Origin of the sequence: Streptomyces sp. TSRI0107, assembly GCF_001905845.1 — a bacterium.
Taxonomy (GTDB): Bacteria; Actinomycetota; Actinomycetes; order Streptomycetales; family Streptomycetaceae; genus Streptomyces.
Map to the genome: position 1 here is coordinate 93,823 of NZ_LIVZ01000011.1, position 17,321 is coordinate 111,143.

Below are 17,321 nucleotides of genomic sequence, written 5' to 3' on the forward strand. Positions count from 1 at the left end.
TGCACCCACTGTGAAGGAACGGTGTTGCGTGATCACAAACGGTGTGTGACTGATGGGTAAAGTGGCCTTCTGCCCCATTTACGGTTCAATTGACCGTTCAATGTGGCCGGTGCATGTTCGGCCTCGCAGCTGTCGTGCCGCGCACCGCGGGATGACGGCGGTGCGCGACACGGCAACGAGGGTACGGGATCTACTGCCCGACCAGCCCCGGCTGGAGCACCTTCGTGAACAGCACGGTGCCGTCCTGCTCGCGCAGCCGGACCGTCAGTTCCGCGGTGTCGCCGTCGATGTCGACCTCGCCGAAGAACTGGTAGCCCTCGGCGGGCGAGACGTTCGCCCGGGCCGGCGCCTTGAGGAACACCCGCTCCGGGCCGAACGTGCCGTCCAGCGTGTTCGCGGGGAACGCCCCGGCGTTGAGCGGACCAGAGACGAACTCCCAGAACGGCTCGAAGTCGGTGAACGCGGCCCGCGACGGCTGGTAGTGCTGGGCCGAGGTGTAGTGCACGTCGGCCGTCAGCCAGACCGTGCCGGTGATCCGCCGGTGCTTGACGAACCGCAGCAGCTCCGCGATCTGCAGCTCACGGCCGAGCGGAGCGCCCGGGTCGCCCTGGGCGACGGCCTCGATGTTCGGCTTGCCGTCCCCGGTGTCCGGCACGACCAGGCCGAGCGGCATGTCGGAGGCGATCACCTTCCACACCGCGCGGGACCGCGACAGCTCCTTCTTCAGCCACTCCAGCTGCTCACGGCCGAGGATGCCCTGCGGGTCGCGGGTCTGGTCGCCGGCCGAGTTCGCGTTGCGGTGGGTGCGCATGTCCAGCACGAAGACGTCCAGCAGCGGACCGTGGTGCTGCACCCGGTAGACCCGGCCGTCGGGGCGGCGCAGCGTCGAGATCGGGAAGTACTCGGAGAACGCCTGCCGGGCGCGGGCGGCGAGCACGTCGACGTTCTTCTCCGTGTACCGGCTGTCGGCCAGGATCTCGCCCGGGTACCAGTTGTTGGTGACCTCGTGGTCGTCCCACTGGATGACGGAGGGCACCCGGGCGTTGAACGCGCGCAGGTTCTCGTCGAGCAGGTTGTAGCGGAAGTTACCGCGGAACTCGGCCAGCGTCTCGGCCACCTTGGACTTCTCCTCGGTGGTGACGTTCCGCCAGATCCGCCCGTCGGGCAGGGTCACGGACCCGGTGATCGGGCCGTCGGCGTAGACGTTGTCGCCGGAGCAGATGAAGAAGTCCGGGTCCAGGGCGGCCATCGCGTCGTAGATGCGGTAGCCGCCGATCTCCGGGTTGATGCCCCAGCCCTGCCCGGCGAGGTCGCCGGACCAGACGAACCGCACACCGTCACGCCGCCGCACGGACGCGGTGCGGAAGGTGCCGGTGACCGGCTCGCCGGTGCGGCGCGGGTCGTCCGGGTCGGCGAGCAGCACCCGGTAGTGGATCTGCTCGCCCGGGGGCAGCCCGCGCAGCCGGGTGGTGCCGGTGAAGTCGCTGTCCGCGCCCAGCAGCGGGCCGTGCCACCGGCGCGGATTGCGGAACGACTCGGTCGCGGACGTCTCCACGATCATCCGGGCGGGCCGGTCGGAGCGCACCCACACCAGCCCGGAGTCCGTCGTCACGTCGCCCGTCTGCACGCCCCAGCCCGCCCGCGGGCGCCCCGACAGGGCGAGGGCGGGGGCCGCGCCGAGGCCGACGGGCAGGGTCAGGGCCGCGGACGCGGCGAGCGAGCCGCGCAGCACGGTACGGCGGTCGGGGAGCGGGCGGTGTGACATGAAGGGGCCTCCAGGACGGAATCCGGCCGGTGTGTGAAGCCACAACTACTGGTGCGTCGCAGCGCACACGGAAACCACAAGTGAACAACTGACCGTACGCGGCGGGAACCGCCGTGCCGGTCACATCGACGACGGGGCGGGGCGAGCGTGGTCTCCCGCGGCCGCCGCCTCCGCCATCGACCGGACGCCCTCCCTGATCCGTCCCGGCGGCAGATGCGCGTAGCCCAGCACCAGCCGCACCGCCTGCTCCTCCTCCCCGCCGGCGGGCGTGTGCGTGCAGTCCGACAGCGGACGTACCGCCACACCGGCCGCGGCCATCCGCGCGAGGAAGCCCGCCTGGGGGCCGTAGCGGGCCGGGAGAGTGGCGATGACGTGCAGGCCCGCCGCGATGCCGGACACCTCGGCGCCGGGGAAGTGCTCGGCCAGAGCGGTGACGAGCGCGTCGCGCCGCTCCCGGTAGGCGCGCTGGCAGCGGCGCAGCTGACGGTCGTAGTCGCCGTGCTCCAGGAAGCGGGCGAACAGCGCCTGGTCGACGGTGGGATGGCCGAGGTCCATGGTCCGCTTGCGGGTGACGACCTCCTCCGCCAGCCACTCGGGGACCAGCAGCCAGCCCAGCCGCAGCCCGGGCGCCAGGGCCTTGCTCACCGAGCCGGTGTAGGCGACCCGTTCGGGGTCCAGGCCCTGGAGGGCGCCGACGGGGGCGCGGTCGTAGCGGAAGTCGCCGTCGTAGTCGTCCTCCAGGACGATCCCGTCCACCTCCCTCGCCCAGTCGAGGAGTCCGGCGCGGCGCCGTGCGGAGTACGCGATGCCGGTGGGGTACTGGTGGGCCGGGGTCGTCACGACCGCCCGCACACCCGACGCCCGCAGCGGGCCGAGGGCGAGGCCGTCGGCGTCCAGGGGGAGCGGCACCGTGGTCACCCCGGCCGAGGCGTACACGTCGTCGTGCTGCGGGCTGCCCGGGTCCTCGACACCGACCTCGCGTATCCCGCGCGCGTGCAGCGCGAAACCGAGCAGGGCGGTCGCCTGCGTCACCCCCGAGACGACCACGATCCGCTCCGGGTCCGCGACCACGCCCCGGCGGCGGGCCAGCAGTTCGGCCAGCGCGGTCCGCAACCGGGGCAGGCCGCGCGGGTCGGGATAGCCGAGCCCGTGGTGCGGCAGCTCCGCCAGCACGTGCCGCTGCGCCGCCGCCCACGCCGCGCGCGGGAACAGCGACAGGTCCGGGGTGCCGGGCACGAAGTCGGCGCGCGCGCCGGGCGAGCGCGGGGCGCGGTCGTGCACACGGGGACGGGCGGCCCGTACGGCGTCCCCCACCCAGGTGCCCGCCCCGCGTCCGCTGCGCAGATAGCCCTCCGCCGTCAGCTGCTCGTACGCCTCCGTGACCAGCCCGCGCGACACCCCGAGGTCGGCGGCGAGGTCCCGGCTCGACGGCAGCCGGGTCCCCGGCACCAGCCGCCCCGCCCGCACCGCCTCCCTCAGCGCCGCCTGCAACGCCCTGCCGCGCGACCGGGCCGGCGCCGACGCGGCCGGGAGCAGCACCTCCCAGGCGACCGAGCCGGCCTTGCCGTCCCCGTCGTCCGTGCCGTCCGTGCCGCCCGTGCCTCCCGTGCTGTCCATGCCGCTCGTGCCGTCCGTGCCGTCCGTGTCGTCCGTGCCTTGCGGGAAAGTCGAATTGGTCCGGGACACCGTCATGGAAGTGGACCTTAATCCGGGCCGCCGCCGTTCCTAGCGTCAGTCCCATGAACGCCACCACCACCCGCGGCTCCCTGCTCGCCGCGCTCGCCTGCGTCCTCGTCGGAGGATCCTTCACCGCCAACAGCGTCCTCGGCGACTACCCGTACGCGGGCGGTCAGTTCCTGCGCTACGCCCTCGCCTGCCTGCTGCTCGTACCCCTGGCCGGACCCGGCGCCGCCGCCCGGCTGCGCGCTCTCAACGCCCGGCAGTGGACGCGGCTGGCGCTGCTCGCCGCCGTGGGCATGGTCGGCTTCAACCTGGCGATCCTGGCCGCCGAGCGCACCGCCGAACCCGCAGTGCCCGGCGTCTTCGTCGGCTGCGCGCCCGTCGTGGTGGCCGTCCTCGTCCCCATGCTGGAGGGCCGGCGCCCCCGGCGCACCGTGCTGTACGGCGCCTCACTCGTCGCCGTCGGCGCCTTCGCCGTCCAGGGCTGGGGCCGCACCGACGGCGCCGGTCTCGCCTGGTCGGTGTGCGCGCTCGCCGGTGAGGTCGGCTTCGCGGTCCTCGCCGTACCCGTGCTGCGCCCGCTCGGCCCGCGGCTGCTGTCCGCCACCGTGTGCGGCGTCGCCGCCCTGGAGTCCGCGGCGGCCGGCCTGCTCCTCGACGGCACCGCCTGGCTGCGCCGGCCCGACACCACCGAGACCCTGGCCCTGCTGTGGCAGGCGGCGATCGTCACCGTCGTCGGCTTCGTCTGCTGGTACATCGGCATGCAGCGGATCGGCGCCGAACGCGCCACCCTCTTCTCCGGGCTGATCCCCGTTGCCGCCGCCTGCACCGCCCCGCTCGTCGGGACCGGCTCCTACGGCCCCGCCCAGGCCGTCGGCAGTGCCCTGGTCGGCGCCGGAGTCGCCCTGGGCTCCGGAGCACTGAAGCGGGCCTCGCGGCGGCAGTCGCTTCCTGTTTACGAGGGGTCGCGCCCGCTCGCGCGTAATCAGGAGTGACAGACCACAGTGAGGGGGCAGGCCGACCGTGGATGCCAAGAACCGGTTCGAGACCAAGACCACCTTCGCGTTCTCCCGACTCGAATGGCTGGCCTTTCTGGTCATTTCACTCGTACTCGCCTACCAGCACCTCTCCGACATCCGCTGGGGCGTGTTCGCGGCCTTCTTCGTGGTGATCGACCTCATCGGATACGTCCCTGGGGCGATCGCGTTCCGGCGCAGTCCCGAACGGCGCGTCGCGCGCGGCTACTACGTGGCCTACAACGTGATGCACAGCCTCGTCACGGCCCTCGTACTGGCCGGAGCGTGGGCCTGGTTCGTGGAACCGGAGTGGGCCCTGCTCGCGCTGCCCATCCACCTCATGGGCGACCGGGCGCTGTTCGGGAACTCGCTGAAGCCCTTCGGTGTCGCCTTCGAGCCGGAGACCGATCCGGCCTACCGGGAGTTCCAGAAGCAGTACGAGGCCACGGCCGCGGGCGGTTCCCGGACGCCGAGGGAGGGCGCACATGCAGTCGGCGCTTGACACACTCGCCGAATACAGCGACAACCCCAGCTCGTTTCTCGCACTCAACAGCGGCAACCAATTCTTCCGGGACGACCGGTTCGCCGGCGCCTGCGCCTATCGCCGGTCGGGCCGCTACACCCTCCAGTTCGGCGGCCCGTTCGCCGCGCCGGACCACCGCGAGCAGCTGCTCGACGCCTTCGCCGAGCACGCCGGGCGGCGCCTGGTCGCCGTACAGCTCCAGCGCGAGGACGCCGAGTTGTACGCGCGGCACGGCTTCACCGTGAACCAGCTCGGCGCCTCGTACGCCATCGACCTCGCCCGGTTCACCCTGCGCGGCTCCCGGTTCGTACGGCTGCGCAACAAGATCTCGCGGGCCCGGCGGGCCGGCCTGGAGATCACCGAGGCGGAACCCGGCGCCGACTGCGCCGCGCTGGACCGGCTCGACCAGGACTGGCTGCGGGACAAGGGCCGGCACGTCAAGGAACTGAGGTTCCTCGTCGGACAGCGCACCGGACCGCTGCAGTCCCACCGCCGGCTCTTCGTCGGGCGGATCGAGGGCGAGATCGTCTGCTACATCAACTACTCGCCGGTCTACGGCAGCCGCCCCGGCTGGCTGCACGACCTCAGCCGGCGCCGCCCCGACGCGCCGCCGGGTGTCATGGAGGCGCTCAACGCCACCGTCATCGAGCGCCTCACCGGCGAGGGCGCGCAGTGGCTGCACTTCGGCTTCACCCCGTTCACCTCGCTCGCCGAGGAACACGAAGTGCCCGGCGCCAGCCGGTCCTTCGCCCGGTTCGCCCGGCTGCTCGCCACCCACGGCCAGGCGATCTACCCCGCCGCCTCCCAGCTCGAATACAAGGAGAAATGGGCCCCCCACGCGGTCCTCCCCGAGTACATCGCCTTCAAGGGCAGGCCGCGCCTCGGTGCCGTCTGGCAGCTGCTGCGCGCCACCAACTCCGTCTGACCGACCCGACTCCTGGAGGACTGGACGCCCATGAGATTCCTCGAGCGTGAACGCGCCACGCTGGCCAAGCTGCTGCCCGACCTGGACCCCGCCCTGCGGGAGATCCCGCTGATGGAGCTGGAGCGGCCGGGCAGCCCCGGCATCCGCCTCTTCCGGGACTGCGGGGGCCCCGGCCTGCTGGTGCCCGAGTCCCATCAGGGCCGCGGGGCCGGCGCGCTGGACGCGCTGCGGGTGCAGCGGGCCATCGGCAGCCGCTCGCCGTCCCTCGCCGTGGCGACGACCATGCACCACTTCTCGATGGCCACCCTGGTCGGCCTCGGCGCCCTCGGCGACGGACTGGAGTGGATGCTCATCGAGGGCGTGGCCGCCGCCAACCGCATCATCGCCTCCGGCTTCGCCGAGGGCCGCAGCGGCGCGGGCATCCTGGAACCGTCGATGACGGCCACGGTCACCGAGGACGGGGTACGCGTCAACGGCGTCAAGCGCCCGTGCAGCCTCGCCCGCTCCATGGACCTGCTCACCGCCAGCGTCCTGGTGCCCCGCGAGGACGGCCAGGGCGAGGAACTGGCGGTGGCGCTGGTGCCCGCCGAGAGCGAGGGACTCAGCGTCAGCGGCTTCTGGTCCAGCACCTTCCTGGCCGGCGCGGAGAGCGAACAGGTCACCCTCACCGACGTCCTCGTCCCACCGGAGCTGCTGCTGCGCACCGCGACGCCCACCGGACAGCAGCTGGACGAACTCCAGACCGCCGGGCTGATCTGGTTCCAGGTGCTGATGACCGGCAGCTACCTCGGCGCGGCGAGCGCCCTGGTGGAGCGGGTGCTGCTCAACGACCGCATCCCCGAGCACGAGCGGGTCCGGCTGCACGTGGAGACCGAGGCCGCGATGGCCACCGCGGAGGGCGTCGCCCGCCGGGTCGACGACGGCGACCTCGACGAGTCCACCCTCGCCCAGTCGCTGTACGTGCGCTACGGCGTCCAGGACGCCCTCGCCCGGATCGTGCCCCGCGCGGTGGAACTGCTCGGCGGGCTGAACTTCATGACGTCCGACGAGGTCGGCCACCTCGCCGCCTGCGCCAACGGCCTCGCCCTGCACCCGCCGTCCCGCTCCCGGATGACCGGCCCGCTCGCCGCGTACCTGGCCGACCAGCCGCTCATGATCGCCTGACCTCGCCGCACGCCGCACGCCGCACGCCGCACGCCGCACGCCGCACGCCGCACGCCGCACGCCGCCGACCGCCGCCGGAACACCGGCGCCTGCCGGCCTTCTCCACGGCCGTACGTCCGGGCCCGCGGCACCGACACCGCCGTACGTCCGGGCCCGGGGCACCGACACCGCCGTACGTCCGTGTCCGCGTCACCGTCATCGCCGTACGTCCCTGCCCTGGGCGCCCACCGCGTACGGCAGTCGACACCCGTTGGGGGAACCACCCATGTCACGCAACACCCTGCGATCGACCGTCCTGGCGCCGACGCCCGCGCCCGCCCCGCGCGACCGGCCCACCGTGCTGCTCACCGGCGGCTCCGGCGTCCTCGGCCGGGCCCTCATCGACGAGCTGCACCCCGACTTCGACCTGCTCTGCCTGCGCCGCAACCGGCCGCTGCGGGACCCCAGGGTGCGCGAGCTGAAGGGCGACCTGCTCGCGCCGCGCCTCGGGCTGAGCGACCTGGAGTGGCACCAGCTCGCCCTGGAGGTGGACGTGGTGCTGCACTCCGCCGCCGAGACCAACTGGCGCACCCGGCCCGAGGACATCGTGCGCACCAACACCCTCGGCACCGAGACCATGCTCGACCTCGCCGCCCGCGCGGACGCCCCGATGTACCTGGTGAGCACCGCGTTCGTGGTGAACACCCCGACCACGGAGGACGAGGAGCGCTTCCCGGGCGCCGCCGCCTACCTGGTCTCCAAGGCCGCGGCGGAGCAGCTGTGGCGCGACGCCGACCTGCCCGGCGCCCTCGTCCGGCCCTCCGTGGTGATGGGCGACTCCGCCACCGGACGGATCGCCGACGAGCAGGGCCTCACCAAGGCGATCGGCTCCATGGTGCTGGGCCAGGTCCCCGTGCTGCCCGGCGCCCCCGACGCCCGCGTCGACATGGTCCCGCAGGACTACGTCACCCAGGCCATCGGCGACCTGGTCCGCGGCGGCGTCGGCAACGGCGAGTACTGGCTCACCGCCGGCAAGGAGGCCATCCTGCTGCGGGAGGTCGCCGACGTCTGCGCCGAGTTCGCCGTGCGCCACGGCCTGCCCGAACCGGACCGGCCCCGGCTGATCCCGGTCGAGGCGGTGCACCGGCTGCTGCTGCCGATGCTGGAGGGCACCGCCCTGCCCGGCTCGATGCGCCGGCGCCTGCGCTACTACGCCGAACTGCTGCTGGTCTTCCAGAGCGAGCTGCCCTTCGACTCCTCCCTCGGCGAGCCGCACTGCGGCGTCCGGCCGAGCCACGACGACATCCGCGCGGCCCTCGTCCGCAACCTGGAGAGCTGGGCCGAGGGCCAGGCCGGCACGCTGAACCGGCTCCGCAGCCGGCCGATCACCACGATGCCCACGGAGGCCGCGTCATGACCATGTCCCCGCCCCTGCCCACCGACCCCGGCACCGGCGTCGTCGACCTCTACCAGCGCCACATCGGCACCGGCCGCGCCGTCATGGGCCGGGTCATGGGCGGCATGGCCGAGGTCTTCTCCGAGGGCCCCTGGATCCACACCGACGACGGCCGCCGCTTCCTGGACTTCGGCGGCTACGGCGTCTTCCTGCTCGGCCACCGCCACCCGGCCGTCGTCGAGGCGGTGCACCGGCAGCTCGACACCCACCCGCTGGCCAGCCGCGTCTTCCTGGAACCGGTCGCCGCGCGCGCCGCCCAGGCGGTGGCCCGGCACACCCCGCAGGGCATGGACTACGTCCACTTCGTCAACTCCGGCGCCGAGGCCACCGAAGCCGCCCTGAAGCTGGCCCGCGCCCAGGGCCGCAACGCCGTCGTCACCACCCGCAAGGGCTTCCACGGCAAGACCCTCGGCGCCCTCAGCGTCACCGCCAACCCGCTCTACCAGGCCCCGTTCGAGCCGCTCGTCCCGGACGTCGCGCAGGTCGAGTACGGCGACGCGGACGACCTCGAACGCGTCCTCGCGGACCGCCGGGACCGGGCCTGCGTCATCCTGGAGCCGGTGCAGGGCGAGGCCGGGGTGCGCATCCCGGAACCGGGCTACCTCGGCCGGGTCGCCGCGCTGTGCCGGGAGTACGGCGCCCTCCTCGTCGTCGACGAGATCCAGACCGGCATGGGCCGGCTGGGCACCTGGTGGGGCGTGGACGCGGAGGGCGTGCGCCCCGACATCATGCTCATCGGCAAGGGGCTCAGCGGCGGCGTCGTACCGATCGCCGCGATCGCCGCCACCAAGGAGGCGTACGCCCCCTTCAGCAGCGACCCCTACCTGCACACCTCCACCTTCGGAGCCTCCCCGATCGCCTGTGCCGCCGCCCTCGCCACCGTCGAGACGATGGAGCGCGAGGACACCGTGGCACGGGCCGCCGCCCTCGGACCGCGCATCCTCGCCGGAGTCCGGGCCGTCTGCGCGCCCCACCCGGGCGGCCTCGTCCACGAGGTGCGCGGCCGGGGGCTGCTGATCGGCGTCGAGTTCACCGCCGAACAGGCCGTCGGCGAGCTGCTGCTGGAGCTCATCGCCCGCGACGTGCTCGTCAACCACTCCCTGAACTCCACCCGGGTGCTGCGCCTGACCCCGCCCGCCGTCGTCGACGACGCCGTGCTGGAGAGGTTCCTCACCACCTTCGCCGAGGCGCTGAACACCGTGACGGCCCGGATGGCCGGGTGACCCGCATCGCCGGGTGACCCCCGACCGCCCGGAACCGTTGGCCACAAGACGGAAGGAACCGAACCGACCATGCGCCACGTAGTCCTGCACGCGCTCGCCCAGGGCATGACCCCCCACGCCGTCTACCAGCGCATCAGCGACTTCCGCAGATATCCCGAACTCACCGGGACCGTCCAGGACGTGCAGGTCGAGACCCTGCCCGACGGCTCGGTGGTGTCCGACTGGACCGTGCTGTTCCGCGGTGGCCTGATGCGCTGGCGGGAACGCGACACCCTGTCGCCCGCGACCGACTCGCTCACCTTCGAACAGCTCAGCGGCGACTTCCAGACCTTCGAGGGCAGCTGGCGCTGCGCCCCGCACGACGAGGGCACCCTCGTCACCTTCACCGCCGCCTTCGACCTCGGCATCCCCACCCTCGCCGACATCCTCGACCCGGTCGCCGAGTCCACCCTGCGCACCAACATCGCCCAGATCCTGGCCGGCCTGGTCGACGCCAAGGTCGTCGACGCCCCTCCGGTGCCCCTGCACGGATCCGGTACGCGCGGCACGGAGGTGACCGATGAACGCGCCGTCGCCCCCGCTCGCGGCTGACCGGCCCGGCACGGACACGCCCGCCCCGGACCCGCTGTCCGCGGAGCCCGGCCCCGACATCGCCCGCTGCCTGGGCCTGTACGCCAAGCTGGCCGCCGGGGTCAGCGTGGTGACCGCACGCGGCGCGGACGGCCCGCTCGGCATGACCGTCTCCGCCGTCACCTCCCTGTCGGCCCGCCCGCCGCTGCTGCTCGCCTGCCTGCGCGACGGCTCCCGCACCCTGGCCGCGATCCGCGCCCACGGGGCGTTCGCGGTCCACCTGCTGCGCGAGGACCAGCACGAGCTGGCCACCCGGTTCGCCGGGCCCACCACCACCGCCGGCCAGCGGTTCGCGGGCACCGGCACCCGGCAGGTCCTCGGCGTCCCCGTGCTCGCCGGCGCGCTCGCCTGGTCGGTGTGCCTGCTCACCGACGTCCGCCGGTACGGCGACCACCAGCTGGTCGTCGGCCAGCTCGCGGCCGTGCACGTGGGCGGCGGGCGGCCCCTGCTGTGGCACGACCGCCGGTTCCGCTCCCTCACCGAACTCGTCCCGGACGGCACGGGATGAGGACCCAGCCGGCGGCCGGCAGCCCCGCCTGGGAGCCGGCGGAGCTGCCGCCGCAGCCCCAGCTGCACGGCGTGGTCACCGCGGACATCGCCGTGGTCGGCGCCGGACTCGCCGGCCTGTCCTGCGCCTACCACCTAGCGGAAAACGTGCCCGGCCTCGACATCGCCGTCGTCGACGCCGGGTACCCCGCCGCCGGGGCCAGCGGCCGCGGCACCGGCCTGCTCGGGCCGCGGGCCGGCCCGGCCGTCGACCGCGCGGTCCGGCGGTTCGGGCCGCGTGAGGCCCGCCGTATGCACCTGGCGAGCGTACGGGCGGTGGACACGGTGCTCGACCTGTGCGGGCGGCTGGACACGTCCGTCGGACTGCGGCGCGGCGAGCAGATCATGGCGACCCGCGCCCCCGCCGGCCTGTCCTCCCTCGCCCGGCAGGCCCGCGCCTACCGCGCGCTCGGCCTGGACGTACCGGTGCTGTCCGAGACGGACATCCGCGATCGGGTCGGGGTGACGTACACCGGGGGCCTGCTGTACCGCACCGCCGCCACCCTCGACCCCGCCGCGCTGACCTGCGCCCTGGCCCGCGCCTGCGCCGCCAAGGGCGTCCGGTTCTACGGCGACAGCCCGCTGCGCGCGGTACGGCCCGGCGACCTCATCGGCCCGGAACTGGTCTTCCCGCACGGCCGGCTCTACGCCGGGCAGGCGGTCCTCGCCGTCAACTCCGCCGCCCGGGACCTGGACCTGCCGGTCGGCACGGTGCTGCCGCTGGAGGTGTACGCCGTCGCCACCGCGCCGCTGAGCCTCGCGGCCTACCGGGCGCTGGGCGGGCCCGAGGGGCGGGCCGTGGTGGACGCGCTGCCGATGGGGCCGTATTTCCGGCTGCTCCCGGACCGCAGCCTCGTCGCGGGCGGCGGCACCGTCACCCTCCCCGCCGGACTCCCCGCGCCCCGGCTCCAGGCCCTGCGCGGGCGGGCCTGGGACTGGCTGGGCCGGTGGCTGCGCCGCCTGCACCCGGAGCTGTCCGACGTGCCGGTCACCCACCGCTGGTCCGGCCGCGTCGGCATGACCGGCGACGGCCTGCCCGTGGTCGGCCCGGTCCGCGGCCTCCCCGACGTCTGGTACATCGGAGGCTGCTGCGGGCACGGCCTCGCGCTGTCCGTGGCCCACGGCGCCCATGTGGCCGGCGCCCTGCTCGGCCACCAGGACGACCCGCTGCCCTGGCACCGCTCGGCCGCCCCGCCGCTGCCCGTCCGCGGACCCGCTCGCCCGCTGCTGCGGGCCTACCTGGACACGCTCGGCCGGGTCACCCGGCGCGCCTGCTGAGCCCGGCCTCTCGTCACACGTCACAGGGAGAATCCATGCTGCTACCCCACCTCGGCTCCGACGGGCTGCCCGACACCGTCGCCATGGGCGCCGCGGACGCCGCCTACCACCGGGTCATGGGCGGCAGACCGCTGACGGCCGCCTTCCTGTTCGACTTCACGGGCCGCGCGCCGTCCCTGGAGGCGGTCCGCGCGCGCGTGGCCGAACGGGCCCACCGCATCCCGGTGCTGCGCTACGGGATCGTCCGCGACCGCAAGGTGTTCCGGCGGGTCGACCGGATGGCGGTGGACCAGCATGTGCACGAGGCCCGGCTGCCCGCGGACGACGACGGCACCGGCGCCGGGCGGCTGATGGCGAACCGGCCGCTGACCGACGGGGACCGGCCGCCGTGGGACGTGTGGCTGATCCACGGCCCCGAGGGGCGCTACCACCTCTGCTACCGCAACGACCACACCATCCAGGACGGCGTCGGCGCCGCGCACACCGCCCGCGCCCTGCTCGACGACCACCCCGTCGGCGGCCCGCCACCGCACCGCCCCGCCTGGCCGGCCCCGCGCGGCTTCACCGGCGCCCTCGGCGACGTGGCGGCCTCCCTGCGCCCGACGCCCAAACCCGCGTTCGACGGGCCGCTCAGCGGACGGCTGGGCGTGTGCCACGCGGAGGTCCCGCTGGCCCGGCTGCGGGCGCTCGGCCGGACGTACGGCGGGACGGTCAACGACATCTTCCTCGCGTCGTACGCCCACGCCGTCCACCGCTGGCATCTGAAGGCCACCGGCGACGTCCACCCGCCGCTGCCGGTCGCGGTGCCGATGTCGCTGCGCGGCGCCGGACAGGAGTGCGCCCCCGGCAACCACATGGTCGTCGCGCGCGTGCTGCTGCCCTGTGACGAGCCGTCACCCCAGCGCGCCCTCGCGCGGGTCATGGACCGCACCGCGCGGCTGCGCGACGGCCGGCAGCGCGACGCCTTCCGGCTGCTGCTGGCCGCGGGCCCGCGCGAGCTGGGCGCCCGGGTCGGCACCCGGCTGGTCAACGGGGCGACGGTCGCCGGACCGGTGAGCAGCGTCAACTTCGGCGACCCGCTCGTCCACCAGGGCACCGCCTCGCGCCGCGCCGTCGTCTTCTCGGGGCTGGCCTCCGGCATCCGCTGCCTGATCACGCTGACCAGCCAGCAGGGGACCACCTGTCTGACCGTCGTCCACGACGAGGCGCTGGCCACCGCCGACGAACTCCCCGACCTGTGGCTCGACGTGCTGCTGGAGCTGGAGCGGGGGTGACACGGGCATCCGCCCGAGTGCCGAAGCCCCGGACCGTGCGGTCCGGGGCTCCACGCGTGCGTGGGCCGCGCGGTCAGCCGCGCAGCGTCCCGGTCGTCAGGAACACGCACTTGGCGGCCGCCTCGGTGAGCAGCGGCAGATAGGGGGAGAGCCGCTCGATCACGTACGGCAGGGTGAACAGGTCCGCGACGTGTGCGTCCCAGCCCTGCCCCGCCCACCACTCCTCCGGTTCGGCGAGCTGCCAGTGCCAGTGGATGCCGGTGGCCGACAGGGCGTCCAGGAAGGGCGCCACGAAGGCCGACGCCGCCTCCCGCGCGCTCACGCACTCCGCGGCGAGGAAGCTGCCGGGCGCCGACAGCTCCGTCATCGTGCCGACGAGCGCCAGCACGGCCGCCGGCTGGAGGTGGTACAGCAGCGTCTCGGCGAGCCAGGCGGTGGGCCGCCGGGGGTCGAGGCCCGCGGCGAGCAGGGCATCCCGCAGGCCGGCTCCGGCCGGGTCCGCGGCGACCGGGGTACGGCGGCCGCAGGCGGGCCGCGAGCCGTCCAGCACCCGGTCCTTGAACCGGAGTACGGCGGGCTCCTCGACCTCGAAGACCCGCACCCCCGTCGGCCAGTCCAGCCGGTAGGCGCGGGTGTCGAGCCCGGCGCCCAGGAGCACCACCTGGCGGCAGCCCGACCGGGCGGCGTCCAGCAGCTGCTCGTCGAAGAACCGGGAGCGCACCACCGCCCAGTCCGGCAGCAGCCGCTGCAGCGGGCCGTCCCCGGGCGGACCGCCCCGGAACCCGGCGGTGTGCAGGAAGTCGGCGGCCCAGGGATCGCGGACGTAGGGCGCGGGCCGGCCCTGCTCGGCGGCGTGCGCGGCGGCCGTCCACAGGGCGACGGGCGAGATGCCGTGCGCCGGGGCGGCGGGTGAGACGCCGTGCGCCGGGGCGGCGGGGGAGTCGGGTGGAGCGGTGTCCGGCATGGAAACCTCCGTAGCGCGTTGATCCGGGACGGCGGGGGTCAGCGGCGGCGGCCCAGCAGATAGGCCAGCGCGCCCAGGGCCAGCAGACCGCCGGACGGGCGGGTGGGGCGCTGTCCGCCCATCGCGGCGGGGGTGCGGGGCTCGTGCACATGCAGGGCGAAGCGGCGGTTGGCGAGATCGGCCAGTACCCCCCGCATCTGTTCGGGGCTGGTGACCGCGGCGAGCAGCAGCTCCATGGAGTTGCGGGCGAACTGGTTGCGGCCCAGGTACTCGCGGCCGAGGGCGAGGAGGATCTTCGGCACCTCGCCCTGGAAGACCTCGGGCAGGGTGATCTCCGGGGCGAGGCAGCGCACCGAGCCGTCCAGGTTGGCGAACGACTTGCCGAGCAGCGAGACGGCCGGCGGGGAGCCGATGCCCCGCTTGGTCGCCTTCGCCAGCACGGTGGTGAGGGACACGCCGAAGTTCATGTCCTCCAGCGACAGATGGGACACCTTCGGCACGAACGCCGCCATGTCGGCGGCGAACGCGGGCATGTTGGCCCACGGCGTCAGCCGGCCCATCTCCGCCCAGTGGTGCGCGAGCCCCGGACCGTCGTTCTGCGCCAACGTCATGAACAGCGGCAGCAGCTGGAGACTGGTACGCCGGTCCAGGCGGCCCACCATGCCCCAGTCGATGAGGGTGGCGGGACCGCCGGGGACCGCGAAGACGTTGCCCGCGTGCGGGTCGGCGTGGAACATGCGGTGGACGAAGTAACCGTGGTACATGAAGCGCAGCAGATCCCGGCCGATCTCCATGCGCTCGTCGTCGGTGAAGTGGTGCCGGTCCAGATGCCGCACCGAGGTGCCGGCCGCCATCGACTGGACCAGCACCCGGGGGCTGGCGTGCAGCACCCGCGGCACCTGGAGGCTGCGGAAGGACCGGATGTTCTCCCGGGCCTCGTCCATGTTGCGGGCCTCGCCGGTGAAGTCCAGCTCCGGCTCCATCGCGTCGAAGACCGAGCCCAGCATCGCCTCGATGTCGATGACCTCGTTGAACCGGGGCGCGACCTTCGCCACGATCTTCGACGCCCGGCGCATCAGGGCCATGTCGGCGAGCACGCCCTCGCGGATGCCGGGCCGCTGGATCTTGACCACGGCCGGGCGCCCGCCGGGCAGGGTCACCCGGTACACCTGGGCCAGCGAGGCCGCGCCGAGCGGGGCGACGGTCTCGATGTCGTCGAAGCGCAGTTTCCAGTCGGGTCCGAGATCGCGGGCCAGCACCGGCTCGAACGCCGAGAACGGCTGGACGTCGACCTCGTCGTGCAGGTTCTGCAGCTCGTCCCGGATCGACTGGGGCACCATGTCGGGCCGGGTCGAGAGCATCTGGCCGAGCTTCACATAGAAGGGGCCGAGGCTTTCGAGCGCGTGCCGCACCGCCTTGGCGCGGCGCTGTTCGGCCCCGGCGGAGGCGTCGGCCGCCTCCGCCGGAGACCAGTCGTCCCGCTTCGTGCTCCTGCGCAACCGGGTGGCCTGACCGACCTCGTCGGCGACGAGACTGCCCAGCACCTTGACCACGAGACGCAGGCGGTCACCTACGACAGACGCCATCGCGAGGGATCCTTTACGGTCGGTCGGAAACCGCGGTCCACCGCCGTCGGCGCCGGCGGCGGCCGCGACCGGGGAGCGGGACGGATCGGGCGAGCGCTCGGAGCGGCCGGCGCCGGCTGCGCTCAGAGCGTGCTGGATGGGTGGGCTCGGAGCGGCAGGTGCCGGGTGTGCTCAGAGGCGTGACGGGTGGGGGTGTGCTCCGAGCGGCGGGCGCCGGACGCGCTCGGAGCGGGGCGGATGGGGTGGGCTAGGAGGGGCGGTCCCCCGGCGTGCTCGGAGCGGAACGGATCGGGTGTGCTCCGAGCGGTGGGTGCCGGGTGTGCTCAGAGCGTGACGGGTGGGGGTGGGCTCCGAGCGGCGGGCGCCGGAAGCGCTCGGAGCGGGGCGGATGGGGTGGGCTTGGAGCGGCGGGCGCCCGGCGTGCTCGGAGCGGTGGGTGCCGGGTGTGCTCAGAGCGTGCCGGATCGGGTGCGCTCGGAGCGGCAGGCGCCGGGGCCGCTCAGAGCGGGACGACCGGCCAAGTGCGGTCAGGGCTTGTGGGGTTCCGCGCCCCGCTCGGCCGGTCCGCCCCCGCCGGGGGCCCCGCCGCCGAGCAGCCCGCCGACGCCGGGGACGGCGCTCGCGATCCCGGACATCGCCTGACCGACGCCGGGGACGGCCCCCGCGAGCCCCGAGACCGCCTGGCCGACGCCGGGGACGGCTCCCGCGATCCCGGAGGCCGCCTGGCCGACGCCGGGGACGGCGTGGGCGAGCTGGGCCGGGAGACCGGCCAGTTGGCCGAGCTGACCCGGCAGCGCGGCGGCCGTGTTGAGCACGTTGCCCATGCCGCCCGCCGCGTGTCCGACGCCGCCGGCCAGCTGGCCCACGCCGCCCGCCAGTTGGCCGAGTCCGCCGAGCCCGCCCGCCGCGCCGCCCAGCATCTGGAGGGCGGCGAGCGGGTTGGCGGCGGCGGCTCCGCCGGTGAGCGCGTTGAGCACGGCCAGCGGGTTGGCGGCGGCACCGCCCCCGCCGAGCGCGCCCAGGGCGGCGAGCGGATTGCCCACGCCGCCCAGGAGTTGGGCGGCGGCGGCCGGGTTGAGGGCCTGGGAGAGTGTGCCCAGCGCGTTCACGGGCAGGCCGGCCAGAGCCTGGGCCGGGTTGAAGGCCGCGGTCGACGTGGAACTGTCCGGCCTGTTGATGAGGTCGTCGATCATGTCTTTCCAGGCGTCGGTCACCGATCCGACGAAGTCCTTCATGATGTCCTGGATGTTCTTGTTGCTGCCCATGGAAGGATTTCCTTTCGCTGTCTGTGCGATGCGGCAGCAGGCGCTGC

The 17,321-nt window shown here is 74.2% G+C and carries 15 protein-coding genes; 10 read left to right on the forward strand and 5 right to left on the reverse strand.

What is annotated here, in order from left to right:
• Nucleotides 1–190: 190 nt before the first annotated feature.
• Nucleotides 191–1,765, reverse strand: a complete 1,575-nt coding sequence (locus AMK31_RS28035) for an alkaline phosphatase D family protein (protein ID WP_073943461.1) — start codon at nucleotides 1,763–1,765, stop codon at nucleotides 191–193.
• A 120-nt stretch (nucleotides 1,766–1,885) separates the two neighbouring features.
• Nucleotides 1,886–3,382 (reverse strand): MocR-like pyridoxine biosynthesis transcription factor PdxR, encoded by a 1,497-nt coding sequence (gene pdxR, locus AMK31_RS28040; RefSeq protein ID WP_073943665.1) that lies wholly within the window; start codon nucleotides 3,380–3,382, stop codon nucleotides 1,886–1,888.
• 122 nt (nucleotides 3,383–3,504) lie between these two features.
• Here pdxR and AMK31_RS28045 point away from each other — a divergent pair, with 122 nt between their 5' ends.
• From AMK31_RS28045 to AMK31_RS28090, 10 genes are all read left to right on the forward strand, one after another.
• The gene (locus AMK31_RS28045; protein ID WP_073943462.1) at nucleotides 3,505–4,440 is read left to right on the forward strand and encodes a DMT family transporter; all 936 of its coding nucleotides are present in this window, start codon (nucleotides 3,505–3,507) and stop codon (nucleotides 4,438–4,440) included.
• Between the two features lie 28 nt (nucleotides 4,441–4,468).
• A complete protein-coding gene (locus AMK31_RS28050; protein WP_073943463.1) occupies nucleotides 4,469–4,963 on the forward strand; it encodes a hypothetical protein in 495 nt (164 codons plus the stop codon).
• Complete coding sequence (locus tag AMK31_RS28055; RefSeq protein ID WP_073943464.1) at nucleotides 4,947–5,909, forward strand: bifunctional lysylphosphatidylglycerol flippase/synthetase MprF; 963 nt, start codon at nucleotides 4,947–4,949, stop codon at nucleotides 5,907–5,909. The genes AMK31_RS28050 and AMK31_RS28055 overlap by 17 nt, the downstream gene beginning before the upstream one ends.
• Nucleotides 5,910–5,939: 30 nt before the next feature.
• A complete protein-coding gene (locus tag AMK31_RS28060; protein ID WP_073943465.1) occupies nucleotides 5,940–7,073 on the forward strand; it encodes an acyl-CoA dehydrogenase family protein in 1,134 nt (377 codons plus the stop codon).
• A 265-nt stretch (nucleotides 7,074–7,338) separates the two neighbouring features.
• Nucleotides 7,339–8,469 carry an SDR family oxidoreductase gene (locus tag AMK31_RS28065; protein ID WP_073943466.1) on the forward strand — a complete coding sequence of 377 codons (1,131 nt, stop codon included), beginning with the start codon at nucleotides 7,339–7,341 and terminating at the stop codon, nucleotides 8,467–8,469.
• On the forward strand, nucleotides 8,466–9,731 hold the full coding sequence (locus tag AMK31_RS28070; RefSeq protein WP_073943467.1) for an aspartate aminotransferase family protein: 1,266 nt from the start codon (nucleotides 8,466–8,468) through the stop codon (nucleotides 9,729–9,731). Before AMK31_RS28065 ends, AMK31_RS28070 begins: the two co-directional genes overlap by 4 nt.
• A gap of 69 nt (nucleotides 9,732–9,800) precedes the next feature.
• A complete protein-coding gene (locus AMK31_RS28075; RefSeq protein ID WP_079186958.1) occupies nucleotides 9,801–10,322 on the forward strand; it encodes a type II toxin-antitoxin system RatA family toxin in 522 nt (173 codons plus the stop codon).
• The gene (locus tag AMK31_RS28080; protein WP_073943468.1) at nucleotides 10,291–10,869 is read left to right on the forward strand and encodes a flavin reductase family protein; all 579 of its coding nucleotides are present in this window, start codon (nucleotides 10,291–10,293) and stop codon (nucleotides 10,867–10,869) included. Before AMK31_RS28075 ends, AMK31_RS28080 begins: the two co-directional genes overlap by 32 nt.
• Nucleotides 10,866–12,185: an NAD(P)/FAD-dependent oxidoreductase gene (locus AMK31_RS28085; RefSeq protein ID WP_073943469.1), complete on the forward strand. Its 1,320-nt coding sequence runs from the start codon at nucleotides 10,866–10,868 to the stop codon at nucleotides 12,183–12,185. The genes AMK31_RS28080 and AMK31_RS28085 overlap by 4 nt, the downstream gene beginning before the upstream one ends.
• Nucleotides 12,186–12,220: 35 nt before the next feature.
• Nucleotides 12,221–13,459, forward strand: coding sequence for a wax ester/triacylglycerol synthase domain-containing protein (locus tag AMK31_RS28090; RefSeq protein WP_073943470.1), 1,239 nt, complete (start codon nucleotides 12,221–12,223; stop codon nucleotides 13,457–13,459).
• A 73-nt stretch (nucleotides 13,460–13,532) separates the two neighbouring features.
• Here the strand turns inward: AMK31_RS28090 and AMK31_RS28095 are convergent, their stop codons facing one another.
• The 3 genes from AMK31_RS28095 to AMK31_RS28105 form a co-directional block, all read right to left on the reverse strand.
• Nucleotides 13,533–14,423 carry an SAM-dependent methyltransferase gene (locus AMK31_RS28095; RefSeq protein ID WP_073943471.1) on the reverse strand — a complete coding sequence of 297 codons (891 nt, stop codon included), beginning with the start codon at nucleotides 14,421–14,423 and terminating at the stop codon, nucleotides 13,533–13,535.
• A gap of 38 nt (nucleotides 14,424–14,461) precedes the next feature.
• Nucleotides 14,462–16,009, reverse strand: coding sequence for an ABC1 kinase family protein (locus tag AMK31_RS28100; RefSeq protein WP_073943472.1), 1,548 nt, complete (start codon nucleotides 16,007–16,009; stop codon nucleotides 14,462–14,464).
• Between the two features lie 527 nt (nucleotides 16,010–16,536).
• Nucleotides 16,537–17,274, reverse strand: coding sequence for a hypothetical protein (locus AMK31_RS28105; RefSeq protein ID WP_073943473.1), 738 nt, complete (start codon nucleotides 17,272–17,274; stop codon nucleotides 16,537–16,539).
• Nucleotides 17,275–17,321 lie beyond the last annotated feature (47 nt).

What these genes read in the sequence shown, in the direction of transcription:
- AMK31_RS28095 (WP_073943471.1), bottom strand. Translation starts at nt 14,423, where the DNA reads ATGCCGGACACCGCTCCACCCGACTCCCCCGCCGCCCCGGCGCACGGC.
- AMK31_RS28070 (WP_073943467.1), top strand. Translation starts at nt 8,466, where the DNA reads ATGACCATGTCCCCGCCCCTGCCCACCGACCCCGGCACCGGCGTCGTC.
- AMK31_RS28045 (WP_073943462.1), top strand. Translation starts at nt 3,505, where the DNA reads ATGAACGCCACCACCACCCGCGGCTCCCTGCTCGCCGCGCTCGCCTGC.
- AMK31_RS28060 (WP_073943465.1), top strand. Translation starts at nt 5,940, where the DNA reads ATGAGATTCCTCGAGCGTGAACGCGCCACGCTGGCCAAGCTGCTGCCC.
- AMK31_RS28085 (WP_073943469.1), top strand. Translation starts at nt 10,866, where the DNA reads ATGAGGACCCAGCCGGCGGCCGGCAGCCCCGCCTGGGAGCCGGCGGAG.
- AMK31_RS28100 (WP_073943472.1), bottom strand. Translation starts at nt 16,009, where the DNA reads ATGGCGTCTGTCGTAGGTGACCGCCTGCGTCTCGTGGTCAAGGTGCTG.
- AMK31_RS28035 (WP_073943461.1), bottom strand. Translation starts at nt 1,765, where the DNA reads ATGTCACACCGCCCGCTCCCCGACCGCCGTACCGTGCTGCGCGGCTCG.
- pdxR (WP_073943665.1), bottom strand. Translation starts at nt 3,382, where the DNA reads ATGGACAGCACGGGAGGCACGGGCGGCACGGACGGCACGGACGACGGG.
- AMK31_RS28075 (WP_079186958.1), top strand. Translation starts at nt 9,801, where the DNA reads ATGCGCCACGTAGTCCTGCACGCGCTCGCCCAGGGCATGACCCCCCAC.
- AMK31_RS28105 (WP_073943473.1), bottom strand. Translation starts at nt 17,274, where the DNA reads ATGGGCAGCAACAAGAACATCCAGGACATCATGAAGGACTTCGTCGGA.
- AMK31_RS28090 (WP_073943470.1), top strand. Translation starts at nt 12,221, where the DNA reads ATGCTGCTACCCCACCTCGGCTCCGACGGGCTGCCCGACACCGTCGCC.
- AMK31_RS28065 (WP_073943466.1), top strand. Translation starts at nt 7,339, where the DNA reads ATGTCACGCAACACCCTGCGATCGACCGTCCTGGCGCCGACGCCCGCG.
- AMK31_RS28080 (WP_073943468.1), top strand. Translation starts at nt 10,291, where the DNA reads ATGAACGCGCCGTCGCCCCCGCTCGCGGCTGACCGGCCCGGCACGGAC.
- AMK31_RS28055 (WP_073943464.1), top strand. Translation starts at nt 4,947, where the DNA reads ATGCAGTCGGCGCTTGACACACTCGCCGAATACAGCGACAACCCCAGC.